Here is a 14,275-nt window from a genome sequence, read left to right as displayed (position 1 = left end):
ATCTATTCCTCTGCGTGCTTCATTTCACCAGATTGACTTGAGCTCATATGAATCATTTGCCCAGTAGCTTTATCCATAACCATACCATTGTTATATTTTGCTATGATTGTATCGAATAAAACCGGTTCAACATGAGCATAGTATTCAACTGGATTTTTAATACTATCTTCATGCAGTTTAGCATATGTTTCATTGTTCAAGTCTTGAGAAGACGCACGAACTTTTTCAATCCAGTCCTGAAATCCCTTTTCATCTTTAACCAATGTACGGAATCTCATATCTGAATATCCAGCACCACTGTAATTATTGGTTTCCCCCAAATAATCACCTTCTGTAGAAGCCAATAAATGCAATTGAGTTTGCATACCAGCCATTACATAGACTTGTGACCCTAGCTGCGGAATCCAAAAAGAGTTCATTGTCGCATCGGACGTTAATCGGAAGGAAACTGGTGTATTAACAGGTACTACCAATTGATTAACTGTGGCTATACCATATTCAGGATAAATAAATAACCATTTCCAGTTTAACGCAACAACCTGAACATCAATTGGTTTGACTTGTGGATTATCAGCAGGTGCAGCGATTGGTTTATAAGGATCCAATTCATGAGATGAAACAAATGTTTTATATGCAAGAAAAGCAATCAAACACATTGGAATTCCCCACATACATATTTCAATCGGAAGTGAGAAATCCCATTTTGGTGAATATGTTGCACTGGTATTTGATGCACGATAACGTCTTGCAATAATTAAGGTTGCAATAATAACGGGAATAACAACGCAAAGCATTGCCCCTACCGTCATCATAATCAATTCTTTCTCACTTTGTCCTATCGGTCCTTTTGGATCAAATAAAACCAAGTTACATCCACCCAACATAAGAGTAGATGTTAAACCCACTACCGATAATGTAATTTTCGGTAATAATTTTTTCATTCTATGCCTCGTTGATTCTGACATCGCTCAACTCATCAGCGTGTTTATTTTATAAAACTTCTTTTTAATTGAGAAATCATATAAAAAAACAGTTTTATATTATTAAATTTTTACATAAAATTCATTCTTCATAAAAAGACCACAATTTTTTCTAAATTTAGACATATAATCATGATCTTAGTATAATGTTATTTTATATCTAATTGTTTACTATAAATAACATCCCATTACAACTCACTTTATAAGCAAGCACTTATTAAATATCGATTATGGATTATGGCTATAATCAAAAAAAAATAGTGCTGAATAAATCAGCACTATTTTCAACATTCATAAAACTGTCATTTTAAACTTAGTTGTCGTTTTGACGAACACCCATGAATTGCAGCATAAACTGAAACAGGTTGATAAAATTCAAATACATACTTAAGGCATCATAAACGCTGGCTTTAAGCACGATATCAGACCCTTCATATTGATAGAGATTTTGATAGGAAAGCTTAATACGTTGAGTATCCGTAGCGGCAAGACCTGTAAAAATGATCACTCCAACTATATTAATGATTAATCCTAGTTGTCCGCTTTTGAAAAAGATATTCGCAACCATGGCTAAAACAAGACCAAACAGACCCATCCCTAAAAAAGAACCTATTCCTGTCAAATCTTTGTGAGTTGAGTATCCCCACAAAGACATTCCCGCAAACATACCTGCTGTGACCACAAACGTCCTTACGATGGATTCACCTGTATATACATAAAAGATATTTGCCATACTAACGCCCATGACACCACAAAATACCCAGAAAAGTGTTTGGGCAGCTTGCGTTGAAAGGCGATTGACCCCAAAGGACATTACCAATACAAATGCCAATGGTGAAAAAATAGCGATATAACCCAATAATGTTGGTGTGATTCCAATGGTTCTGTACCCCATCACTACCGGATGATAAAATATATTACCTAAAGATGTGTTAACAACCAAATATGAAACTAATGCAGTTAGCAACAACCCTGATGCCATCCAATTAAAGATACGAAGCATATAATTTCTAAGACCTGCATCATATGCGACTTTGGCATTGACATTGGTCATATTGTTATAAGAATCAGGACGAAATACCATTTACTTTACTCATTAAAATTTTCATAGACTTATATAATATATTTCATTTACAGCCCAAATATCAAGCATTGAAAAAAAATATGTTATATTCATAATTAATACGCAAAGAGTTGAATTATAAAAACAGAATTGATCATATGCGCTTATTTATAGGTATTGATTTCCCAGATTATGTAACTCGCCATTTAAGTCAATTAAGAGGTAGTTTGACTTATGTAAGATGGTATGACCCTAGGACCTACCACCTCACACTAAATTTTATAGGTGAAATTAATGACTATGATCTGTTGAATGATCTTGATTTAACACTTGAAAAAATATCGCCCCCTTCATTCAATTTGACAATTGATAAGGTTAATCTATTTCAAACAGCATCCAATACCCAAATATTATGGGCGGGGATCCAGCCTTCGGAGAGTCTGGTTCATTTACGTAAAAAAGTGGAACAAATCTTAAGACAATTAGAAATCAAAACTCAAAAACAAAAATTTGTTCCCCATATTACACTGGGGAAAGGTTCTTACCTTCCTCAAGAACATATCAAACAATGGTTGAATCATTATAACCTGTTAAAAATTCCCGATATTGAAATAACCCACTTCTCATTGTTCAGCTCGTATCCTGGTAAGGAGCAGCCCAATTACATAATTGAGAAAAATTATCCATTATCTTTTCAAACTTAAGATTTTTTGAATTTACCAATCAGATTAATCATAAAACTAGCATACTGGACTTCACAACAAACAAAATGATCCGTTTTATCCAGTTTCAAACTCGCCAATCCAAAATCGTGATAAATGGTCAGGTATTTTTTTCCCGCACCCCAAAAACCAATAGACCGATTTTCCTGTAACGCCAAATCCCTAAGACGCCAAATAGTATTGACAATTTCACGTTCATTACCCACGGGATCTCCTATTCCGACTAAAAAATTATCCTTACGAATAAAAGGTATAGCCGTTCCCTCCTTTGAGCAGATCAAGATACCATTCGGTTTAATATCATCCAGTAATTTATTGTCTGTATCAGACATAACCCGATATAATTCTTTAGTTTCCCCTGACCAGGGCCATGAAACTATTTTTGCTGGAAGCATCAGCTTAAACAATATTAAAATTCCGCTTATTCCCACCACTGCAATAATTATTTTTGTTGCGATTGAAATATTGCCAGAGAAAAAAACCTGAACAACTCCATATTGAGCAATTGATTGCGGGATTAACCAGTTTATTATCAATACAGTGGTTAAAAATAAAATAACCTCTACTATAATTTTGCTGGAAAACGGTGCATCCGTTAAACTGGCTGATCGATAATAACATTTTCTAAACGGAGCAATAAAAAACGCAACCAAAGTCAGTATGGCCGGAATAATGAGATAAGTTCCCATAATCAACGTAATTACTGCTGATGCAATTAAAATACAAAGACTTAATCCCCATGCGAGTGTAATTCTACGGACTAATGACACCGTAAGAGTTAATAGGATAAGACCTAAAAATGATAAAATATAATCGCCTGTAAGTTCAATAAATAATGAAAAAGTTCCTGCATCGTGAAGAATCAATCCTGAATCAAACAAAGGCACAGCCAGATCAATCAAAGCGCAAATAAAAACTGCCGCTGCTGCAATGGCTACAGAAAAAGCCGCATCACTCTCCCGCAGATTTTCATCAATGAATAGAGATGGATTGAATCGTAACAAATTCTTTTTTCTGGGCTTATCAAATATGGATTTGCTTCTAATTAAAATTTCATGCACTGCAAACATACTGCCTGCAATAAACAATGGTATTAAATAATACAAAAACCGGAAAACAAATATAACACACATAATATTGGCCATTGGCATATAATTTTTTAAAGCCAATATCATGCTGCCCTCAAACACCCCTGCACCTCCAGGTACACTTGATATTAACCCGGCAATATAAGAAGCGATATAAATCGCCATAAAAGACATAAAATCAAGTGCAGGATAACCGATCATGATTGAATGAGACGGCACGACACAATAAGGGATTGCAGCCGTTATTATAACTTCAGCAGTTGCGACAACAATTTGTGAAATAGCCATGGATGGCCGAGGAAACGATAAAGTATATTTCCAGACTTTTAACGTGTTGCATCGGAATGAAAGAAAAATATAACCAAAGACCCCTAACCACGCGACAATTCCGATAAAAATAAATATCCAGCCTGGCAATGCCTGCCCAATGATTGGTAATGAATTCGATTTAAATATTAATAACGCGCCTACTAGCACCGCAACACCTATAAAATAGGTAATGGAACAAAAGGCGATAACCTGAAGGATTTCTAAAGGCTTAAGCCCCCAACTCCCATATAACCGGAAACGAACCATTGCTCCAGAAACTGCCGATAAACCAATATTATGTGAAAGCACATAGGAACAAAAAGATGCAAAGGCAGTTTTCAAAAAAGACAAGCGGTATCCAATTTGTCTAACAGCCATTTTATCATAAAACGACAGGACAAAAAATGACAATAAGGTGCACGCTCCAGCCATTAACAAGGAAAAAGTGGGAATTTGTTCAAAAGATAGCTTAATCTCTTTCAGGCTGAGATGTTTGAATTCCTTTTGCACAACATAAATTGCAGCCATGAATAACAAAACACCAAGAATACGAGAACAATATTTTAAATGAATCTTCCAACCCGTGTTTTTATAATGTTTCCCATCATTCTGGGTGTTATTGAGTTTTTCGAAATCCGATGGCTGCATGAATCTTCTATGTTATAATTGATAAAGCAAAATCTTTCGATCTTCTTATATTTATCTTTTTACCGCCTTGTTAATCAACTCTATTGTTTCTTTTATTCCATATACGGCGATAAACATTCCGAAACGTGGCCCATCTTTTTGTCCGAGTAACACTTCATAAAGACAACCAAACCAATCCCTTAACGGTTCAAATTCGTATTTTTTACCGATTGCAAACACCAAATTTTGTAAAATATCTGGTTTATGCTCTTCCGCTGGTAATTTCTTCAATTCAACAGATAACTCAATCAAAGCCCTTGCCTCTCGTTCATCCGGTGTACGATAAACCTTGTGGGGACGAATGAAATCAGCATAATATGCCAGGGCATTCTCTACTAGCTGAGCCAACATGGGGTTATTATCTGGCGATACAGATTCATCATATCGTTTAAGAAATCCCCATAATATCTCGGCTCTTTCCGCGTTCGCAACACTGGCAAGATTTAATAACATTGCGAATGAAATCGTACTTCCCGCTTTTTTTGGTAAAACACCTCCATGTATGAACCAGGCAGGATTAGCATATTTCTTTTCTTTTTCAGCGGGTCCGACACTATCATCTCCCCGCTCTGATTTCTGCCAATTTTCAACATGTTTAAGATATTCATCTGTAGTCTTGGGTATAACATCAAAAAATAATCTTTTCGCCCGTCTAGGTGCATTAAACATATATTGCGCAAGACTTTCCGAGGGACCATATCGCAACCATTCTTCAATCGACAGTCCATTTCCTTTCGATTTTGAGATTTTTTGCCCCTGATCATCAAGAAATAATTCATATGTTAGATTGGCTGGTGGAGTGCCACCAAGAATTTTACAAATCTTGCTTGAAAGTCGAACACTGTCAATCAGATCCTTTCCTGACATTTCATAATCTACCCCCAGGGCATACCAGCGCATTGCCCAATCAGCTTTCCATTGTAATTTTGCATTTCCACCTGTAACAGGGGTTTCAAAAAGCTTGCCATTCCCATCACGCCATTGAATAGTTCCAGATACCGGATCAATTTTTTCCATAGGAACTTGCATAACAATTCCCGTTTCAGGATGGACAGGTAACACAGGGGAATAGGTGGCCCGTCTTTCTTCTCTCAGTGTCGGTGCAATTACAGCAACTATCTTGTCGTGAACTTCCAATATTCTTTTCAAAGCGGAATCGAATTTTCCTGATTGATAATATTCTGTTGAGGAGGCAAATTCATATTCAAATCCAAAATGATCAAGAAAGGAACAAAGTTGGGCATTATTATGTGCACCAAAAGATTCATGTGTTCCAAATGGATCAGGTATACTTGACAAAGGTTTTCCTAAATGTTCTTTTAACATTTCCTGATTAGGTACATTTTCTGGAATTTTACGTAAACCATCCATATCATCTGAAAATGCAAGAATGACAGCTTTTTTCCCTGTCAGGGCCTGATATGCCTGGCTGACCCAAGAAGTGCGAGCCACTTCGCCAAATGTTCCGATATGCGGTAAACCAGAAGGGCCATATCCTGTTTCAAGCAAGGCGGGTTTATCCGATTTATCTTTTTTATTCCGAACATGTTCAGCCAATTTTACGGCTTCCTCGAAAGGCCATATTTTGGGTATTGAAGTAAAAGAAGAAAAATCGTTTATTGTCATTATTTTACAGCCACTATAAAAATGCCTGCCCTCTGATTAAATATGGATTTAAAAAACTATTATCTGTTAGATTAACAGGATAAAAATCAATATATTATCATATACGTATGAATTGTTAGAAAATAAATGGTTTTAAAAGATTATTCCGCATTAATTATTCATGATAATCAATTTTCATTATTTAATACGGATGGAGAAATTCTTAATTTACCGTTACAGACATTGATTGCTGAACTTGAACAAACAACTGAATTGCTGATCATACACAAATCTTATACCTACCGTAAACTAAAATCCCCAAAAACCATTCATACTGACCGGTGGCTTGATTTGCTTGAACTTGCCGCATTTGTATTTCCCGTTCAATCATTTGGCTATACAGTCACAAATTTTGCCAATGCATTAAAAATCCCCATGCCTTTAAATCCTGAAGCTGATTTTTTAATAATTATCTGCGATTATCTTATCCTAAAATTCAAGGAAGAATATAATCATGGCAACAAAGACCTGATTGCCGCTCGGCTAGCGGCCCTCTATCATGCACAATGGTTATGGGCTCCAATATTATTATCTGCACTTGATATTTCTCTACCGTTACCAGCGCAACAACTGCAAGCTTCTGACGCGCTCAGAATATGGCAACGATTACCAAAATGGCAAGAACTTTCCCCACGTCCCCAACCCAGCCAATTTCCTGTCAAACGCCAGGAAACCTTTAATCGTTTAGCCGAAATTCTGGGACCTGGCGCTGAAGATCGAGCTGGACAAATTGATTTTACAGATGTTGCCCGTTATGCATTTGAACCTTGTGTGGAACAGGGAAAACCCAATATTGTATTAGCCGAGGCAGGAACAGGTACAGGAAAGACCTCTGCCTATATTGCTCCAGCAAGTTTATGGGCTGAACACAATAAAGGAACAGTTTGGATAAATACCTACACGCGCCATTTACAAAGGCAAATCGAACATGAATTCCATCATCTTTATCCAGATCCTGCCACCCGCAAGAAAAAAATTGTTGTCCGAAAAGGTAGAGAGAATTATTTATGTTTATTAAATTTAGATGAATATATTACGCTTCATTTCAATAAAAATGATGGTAACGGTGATAATATCGCCATTATTTTATTATGCAACTGGGCTGAACAAAGCAATGATGGTGATCTTTTTGGAGGTGACCTGCCCAACTGGTTCCATGATCTTTTTGACAACAGAATATTATCTATTCTTGCTGAAAGACGGGGTGAATGCATTCATGCAAGTTGCCCACATTACCAGACTTGTTTTGTTGAACATTCCATTCGCAGAGCCCAAAATGCAGAAATTGTTATTGCAAATCACGCCCTGGTCATTAACCACTTTGCCTGGTCTTTAGATAATGCCTCTCCTGAATGGGAAAGTAATCTACCGTCCCGCTTGATTTTTGACGAGGCCCATCATATATCGGATGCAGCTGATTCAGCTTTTTCAACCGCTTTCTCGGCTACTGAAACCAGCGAATTGAGACGATGGCTATTAGGAAATGAAGGAAACAATACACGTTCAAAAGGATTGAAAAAGCGTATTCATGACGTAATTATTGGCAATAAAGCGCTTGAAAAGGATTTGGAAGAAATTATTGATTCCGCCTTTATTTTACCCCCCTTAAATTGGTCAAGTCATCTTGCATCATTTCATGACAATAAGGATGAAAACCTAACCAATTTATCTGAGCGTTTCTTTTACCTCATATATCAGCAAATACAAGCCCGTTCTTCCCGTAACCAAATTATCAATCAGTCCTACGCAGAAACAAGACAATATGAATGCGATCTCTATCCGCTATTACCGGAATTAGTTGCACTTGTACCAAATTTAATTCAATCCTTTCAAAAATTGCTAAACTGTCTTTTAAAATTTACACGCAATATAGAAACCAAATTAAATAATGAAAAAGACTCTCTGGACAAAATGTCCCTTGAGAGACTTGAGACAACTCACGCAACATTAACCCGGAAAGCGGTTACTCCCTTAACTCTATGGTTGGATCTTTTGACTTCACTGAATAAACCAGAACATTCCAATAGCCAACCTAAAACTCATGTTTCATTTCTGAAATCTGAACATAAGAATAAAAATATAACAAACGTAGGTTTATTTCATCATTGGCTTGACCCAACCATTCCATTGATGAAAATGCTGGCACCTTCAATACAAGGTATGCTTTTCACCTCTGCAACCTTACGCGATGAAAGTAACAATGACACAGAAGCATCCTGGCAAGCAGCCGAACAAAGAGTTGGGACAGAACATCTTCCCGTTCAACCTCTTAGAGCTGCATTAAGTTGTCCCTTCAATTATGACAAACAAGCCCGCGTTTTTGTAGTTAATGACATTAATATTCATTCCATCAATGAAGTGGCCCATGCCTACCTGCATTTATTCAAGGCCTCCAAAGGTGGCGCATTGGGATTGTTTACAGCAATTCATCGGTTACGTGCAATTTATCACCAGATTAATGAATCTTTGGAAAAAGATAATATTTCTCTTTTTGCGCAACATATCGATCCATTGAGTAATAATAGTCTGGTTGAATTGTTTAAAAATGATATGCGCTCCTGTCTATTGGGTACTGATGCCATGCGGGATGGAATCAATATTCCAGGCAATTCTTTACGCCTTGTTGTATTTGAAAGAATACCCTGGCCTCGCCCTGATATTCTTTATCGAGAAAGAAGAATGTATTTTTATAAAGACAAACCCAATCTTTATGATGAGCAAATTGTTCGCTTGCGCTTAAGACAGGCTTTTGGCAGATTGATACGTACTCAATCAGACAAGGGAATTTTTATTATTTTGGACCGTCGTACACCAACTCGTGTATTGTCCGCTTTCCCAAAAAATGTTCCGATACGAAGACAGAGCCTACAAGAGGTAATCAATCAGACGACCCTTTTTTATGTAAAATAAATCATCATAAACAACAAAACCAGCTCTTTATCAAAAGAGCTGGCTTGCTTACGGTAAATAGATAACTCTAATACCAGTAATCGTATGCTTCGATCTTACAAAGGCTTGAGATTAGCTGCAGCAGCTTTACCTCTTTCTGTTACAATATCATAGCTTACACGCTGATTTTCCTTCAAATCACGAAGTCCAGCAGCCTGAACAGCTGTAATATGCACAAAAACGTCCTTGCCACCTTCTTCAGGGACAATAAAACCAAATCCTTTTGTAGGATTAAACCATTTCACGGTTCCAGTATACATTATAACCGCGCATCCTTATCATATATAGAATATCAAGCCCTGAAACATAGACCTGATATAGAGTTAAAATCAAAACGAATAAATCGTTTACCTATTCAGAAAGAAAACTTTCATGAGACTATTTGACACATAAAATAAATAAACTGTCAATATAATTATTATTTATTAAATAAAAAAAACATATATATTGTAAATTTAATATAAAATATAAATAAATTTTTAGTATTTATTAAAATTTTAGAATATTTATTTATTATTTAGAATAAAACACTTAAAAAATATATCGCAACATTTCATTTACAATATTATTCAAGACTATTTAATATGGTTAATTTAATAATTACTACTTCATAATTGTGATCAAATATTCACATATATAAAAAGGTTACTGCCATTATCGACAGTAACCTTTCAGGATAAGATAATTATTTAGTTATTATCCTTTGTGCAATAAGGGAGAAATTAGAAATCCATTCCACCCATACCACCCATACCACCCATGCCTGCAGGCATTTCAGGAGCTTTTTTCTCTGGACGTTCTGCAACCATCGCTTCAGTTGTAATCAACAGACCGGCTACAGAAGCCGCATCTTGTAAAGCGCTACGAACAACCTTTGTCGGATCAATGATACCGGCCTGAACGAGATCTTTATATTCTCCAACCTGAGCATCAAAACCGAAATTATATGAGTCATTTTCAAGAACTTTACCAGCGATAACCGCACCGTCTTCACCAGCATTTTCAACAATTTGGCGTAATGGGGTTTGCAATGCCTTGCGAACAATATCAACACCAACACGTTGATCATCATTTTCGTGAGTATGATTGGAAAGTCTTAAAGATGCACGTGCCAATGCGGTACCACCACCTGGAACAATACCTTCCTCAACTGCTGCACGAGTTGCATGAAGAGCATCATCCACACGATCACGACGTTCCTTAACTTCCACCTCTGTAGATCCACCAACGCGGATAACAGCAACACCACCTGCTAATTTAGCAAGACGTTCCTGTAATTTCTCACGATCATAATCTGAGGTTGTCTCTTCAATCTGAGCACGGATTTGGTTACAACGTCCCTTGATTTGATCAACGTCACCAGTACCTTCAACGATTGTTGTATTTTCCTTATCGATATGAACTTTTTTAGCGTTACCAAGCATTTTAATTGTAACGTTTTCAAGTTTAATGCCAATATCTTCACTTACAACCTGACCACCGGTTAAAATGGCAATATCTTCAAGCATTGCCTTACGACGATCACCAAAACCAGGCGCTTTCACAGCAGCAATTTTTAAGCCACCACGCAACTTGTTAACAACCAAGGTTGCCAATGCCTCACCATCAACATCTTCAGCAATAATCAACAATGGACGACCGCTTTGAACAACACTTTCCAACAAAGGCAGCATTGGCTGTAAAGATGAAAGCTTCTTTTCATGGATCAAGATTAAAGGATTATCAAGATCAGCGGTCATTTTTTCTGCGTTTGTAACGAAATATGGAGAAATATAACCACGATCAAATTGCATTCCCTCAACAACATCGAGTTCTGTTTGCAATCCTTTGGCTTCCTCAACAGTGATAACGCCCTCTTTGCCAACTTTTTCCATGGCTTTGCTGATCATATCACCAATTTCTTTTTCACCATTTGCAGAAATGGTTCCAACCTGAGCAATTTCAGATTGGGTAGAAATTTTCTTTGTTTTTGCCTTCAATTCTTCAACAACGATTGAAACCGCCTTATCAATTCCACGTTTCAGATCCATAGGATTCATACCTGCAGCAACCGATTTTAACCCCTCACGAACAATCGCTTGAGCTAAAACCGTGGCGGTTGTTGTTCCGTCACCGGCAACATCATTGGTTTTTGAAGCAACCTCGCGAACCATCTGGGCGCCCATATTCTCAAACTTGTCAGCAAGCTCGATTTCTTTTGCAACAGATACACCGTCCTTGGTAATACGGGGTGCACCAAAGCTTTTATCAAGAACAACGTTACGTCCTTTTGGACCCAAGGTTACCTTAACTGCATCTGCCAGAATATCAACTCCACGTAACATACGTTGACGTGCATCAGCACCAAATCTTACATCTTTGGCTGCCATAATCTTAATCTCCTACAAGAAATTCTTTAAAAAAAGTCAAAATCAAAACTGGTGAAAAATTGCGGATTAACCTACAATTCCCATAATATCGCTTTCTTTCATAATCAAAAGCTCTTCGCCATTTAATTTGACTTCGGTCCCAGACCATTTACCGAATAAAACTTTATCACCTTTTTTAACATCCAGAGGAACAATTTGTCCCTGCTCATTACGAGCTCCCGGACCTACGGCAATGACTTCGCCTTCTTGAGGTTTTTCTTTTGCTGTATCTGGAATGATAATTCCACCGACAGTTTTTTCTTCGCTGTTTAGCCGACGTACGACTACACGGTCATGTAATGGACGAAAATTCGTCATTTGGATCGCTCCATAATTTCTATATAATGCCCTTAATCAAAGCAGCATTATGGGTTTTAACTACGCGCGTTTTTGCCGCGTTACTCCAAATATTACAGTGGCATTATTGCCACTTATATTTGGTTTTAAGGTAACCATAATCATGTACAATGTCAACTAAATTTAATTCCTATGCACAGATATAAGTTACTTAAATTTTATCGATTGATTTATTGTGTATAATTACAATATATTTTAAAGAATAATACTTATTAAGTAAGTTGCTTACAAAAGATTTTATCACATAACATAACATGCTTTCAGACTTAAATCTCTTTTTCCGTAACCTCATATCGTCTTATGAATGCTAAAAATAAAAAAAATCTTCTTTTGAAAATTGGTCAGGAATTTTTTGCAAGCCAAGGTTTTACAAATGTTGGTTTAGCTGAAATTCTCAAACAAGCAAATATTCCCAAAGGCTCATTCTATTATTATTTCAATTCCAAGGAAGATTACGGCGTTCAGGTCATTGATCACTATATTGACAATTATATAATGGCTCTACAGTCCTTACTTAAGTCTTCTTCCCTTTCAGGAAAAGATCGTTTACTTAAATATTGGGAAAAATGGCAATTTTCACAATGCGACAATAATTTTGAGGGACATTGTCTTATCGTTAAATTAAGTTCTGAGGTGACGGATTATTCCGAACCGATGCGTAAGGCATTCTGTAGAGGAACCGACCGGATATTATCCCTTATCGCACAAATTATTGCCATAGGCCAAAAAGATAATTCCATTCACAATCAGGCTGACAATTTTTTTATAGCTCAACAACTATATCAACAATGGTTGGGAGCAAGTTTAATGGTGAAAATACAAAAACGGTCTACAGCATTTACTATCGCTCTCCATTTCACAAACTTTCTTCTTGACAATAATATTTAATTTTTCATAGATTAATAGACGACCGGTCTACTATTTTTTGAAAATATAATTATTAGTGAGGTTTACCACTATGCCTATTCTATTTGATCCCATTCAGTTGGGCGCAATAAAAGCTTCCAACCGTATCATCATGGCTCCTATGTCACGTTCAAGAGCGACAAAAGATCACATTCCCACCCCTATGATGATTGAATATTATCGTCAAAGGGCAACAGCTGGTTTGATCATTTCCGAGGGTACAGGAATTTCACAAGAGGGAATGGGATTTCCCTATGCTCCTGGTATATGGAATAAGGAACAGGTTGAAGCTTGGAAACCCATAACCCAGGCTGTTCATGATGAAGGCGGTAAAATTATTTGCCAATTGTGGCATATGGGACGCACAGTACATTCTTCATTTTATCCATCTCCCATTTCTGCATCAGCAACCACAGCGCCAGGTCATGCACATACTTATGATGGGAAGAAACCCTATGTCCAGGCAAGGGCTTTACCTGTTAATGAAATTCCAAGATTACTCAATGATTATGCCAAAGCGGCACAAAATGCTATGGACTCTGGTTTTGATGGTGTCCAGATTCATGCCGCAAATGGCTACCTGATTGATGAATTTTTACGTGACAGCAGTAATTTCCGTCAAGATGAATATGGCGGTTCAATTGAAAATCGCCTACGTCTACTAATCGAGATTACGAAAATGGTTTGCCATGAGGTGGGTTCAGATCGAACATCTGTGCGTCTTTCTCCAAATGAACGTGTACAGGGTGTATTTGACAGCAATGCCAAAAGCCTTTTTATCGCTGCCAGCCAAGCGTTGAGTAGAGAAAAAATTAATTTCCTGGAAGTCAGGGAACCACAAATCGGCAATAAAGATAATTATGTGGAGAAAGATTTGACAGATGCTGACTATCATCCACCGATTTTTCCTTCTATGCGGGAAAATTTCAAGGGTAATTTCGTTATTAATGGAACGTATAACGGTCAACTGGCCCAAAAAATTGTTAAAACGGGACAAGCCGATGCAGTTTCATTTGGTCGTCCTTTTATTTCCAATCCGGATTTGGTCGAAAAAATTAAAACGGGCAAACCCTTTGTCCCACATGATTCGTCCATTTGGTATACTCAGGATGAAAAAGGCTATATTGACTTCAAGTAAAAT

At 37.0% G+C, this 14,275-nt stretch carries 11 protein-coding genes; 4 read left to right on the top strand and 7 right to left on the bottom strand.

All coding sequences use genetic code 11. From position 1 onward, the window contains the following. Positions 1 to 2: 2 nt before the first annotated feature. Positions 3 to 965 carry a ubiquinol oxidase subunit II gene (cyoA, locus tag H3R33_RS02585; RefSeq protein WP_370552698.1) on the bottom strand — a complete coding sequence of 321 codons (963 nt, stop codon included), beginning with the start codon at positions 963 to 965 and terminating at the stop codon, positions 3 to 5. 328 nt (positions 966 to 1,293) lie between these two features. Continuing rightward, positions 1,294 to 2,064, bottom strand: coding sequence for a Bax inhibitor-1/YccA family protein (locus tag H3R33_RS02580; protein ID WP_198185214.1), 771 nt, complete (start codon positions 2,062 to 2,064; stop codon positions 1,294 to 1,296). Between the two features lie 137 nt (positions 2,065 to 2,201). On the opposite strand from H3R33_RS02580, the gene thpR reads away from it, so the two are divergent. Further along, complete coding sequence (thpR, locus tag H3R33_RS02575) at positions 2,202 to 2,747, top strand: RNA 2',3'-cyclic phosphodiesterase (RefSeq protein ID WP_198185213.1); 546 nt, start codon at positions 2,202 to 2,204, stop codon at positions 2,745 to 2,747. Here the strand turns inward: thpR and H3R33_RS02570 are convergent. After that, complete coding sequence (locus H3R33_RS02570) at positions 2,744 to 4,810, bottom strand: lysylphosphatidylglycerol synthase domain-containing protein (RefSeq protein WP_198185212.1); 2,067 nt, start codon at positions 4,808 to 4,810, stop codon at positions 2,744 to 2,746. The two genes, thpR and H3R33_RS02570, sit on opposite strands and share 4 nt — an antisense overlap. 51 nt (positions 4,811 to 4,861) lie before the next feature. Next, positions 4,862 to 6,475: a lysine--tRNA ligase gene (locus tag H3R33_RS02565; protein WP_198185211.1), complete on the bottom strand. Its 1,614-nt coding sequence runs from the start codon at positions 6,473 to 6,475 to the stop codon at positions 4,862 to 4,864. A 126-nt stretch (positions 6,476 to 6,601) separates the two neighbouring features. Here H3R33_RS02565 and H3R33_RS02560 point away from each other — a divergent pair, with 126 nt between their 5' ends. Next, positions 6,602 to 9,424: an ATP-dependent DNA helicase gene (locus H3R33_RS02560; protein ID WP_198185210.1), complete on the top strand. Its 2,823-nt coding sequence runs from the start codon at positions 6,602 to 6,604 to the stop codon at positions 9,422 to 9,424. A gap of 95 nt (positions 9,425 to 9,519) precedes the next feature. Here the strand turns inward: H3R33_RS02560 and H3R33_RS02555 are convergent, their stop codons facing one another. From H3R33_RS02555 to groES, 3 genes are all read right to left on the bottom strand, one after another. Continuing rightward, positions 9,520 to 9,723, bottom strand: a complete 204-nt coding sequence (locus tag H3R33_RS02555) for a cold-shock protein (protein ID WP_110438195.1) — start codon at positions 9,721 to 9,723, stop codon at positions 9,520 to 9,522. A 462-nt stretch (positions 9,724 to 10,185) separates the two neighbouring features. Continuing rightward, the gene (groL, locus tag H3R33_RS02550; RefSeq protein ID WP_110438196.1) at positions 10,186 to 11,832 is read right to left on the bottom strand and encodes a chaperonin GroEL; all 1,647 of its coding nucleotides are present in this window, start codon (positions 11,830 to 11,832) and stop codon (positions 10,186 to 10,188) included. 66 nt (positions 11,833 to 11,898) lie between these two features. Further along, positions 11,899 to 12,189, bottom strand: coding sequence for a co-chaperone GroES (groES, locus tag H3R33_RS02545; protein WP_110438197.1), 291 nt, complete (start codon positions 12,187 to 12,189; stop codon positions 11,899 to 11,901). 339 nt (positions 12,190 to 12,528) lie between these two features. On the opposite strand from groES, the gene H3R33_RS02540 reads away from it, so the two are divergent. Together H3R33_RS02540 and H3R33_RS02535 are read left to right on the top strand one after the other, a co-directional pair. After that, on the top strand, positions 12,529 to 13,116 hold the full coding sequence (locus H3R33_RS02540) for a TetR/AcrR family transcriptional regulator (RefSeq protein ID WP_122123737.1): 588 nt from the start codon (positions 12,529 to 12,531) through the stop codon (positions 13,114 to 13,116). 70 nt (positions 13,117 to 13,186) lie between these two features. Next, positions 13,187 to 14,272 carry an alkene reductase gene (locus H3R33_RS02535; RefSeq protein WP_198185209.1) on the top strand — a complete coding sequence of 362 codons (1,086 nt, stop codon included), beginning with the start codon at positions 13,187 to 13,189 and terminating at the stop codon, positions 14,270 to 14,272. The last annotated feature ends 3 nt before the right edge of the window (positions 14,273 to 14,275 follow it).

The organism is Commensalibacter sp. B14384M2 (genome assembly GCF_016101865.1).
GTDB lineage: Bacteria > Pseudomonadota > Alphaproteobacteria > Acetobacterales > Acetobacteraceae > Commensalibacter > Commensalibacter melissae.
The sequence above is the reverse complement of the archived record's forward strand: the minus strand, read 5'-3'. Positions and strand labels throughout refer to the sequence as shown.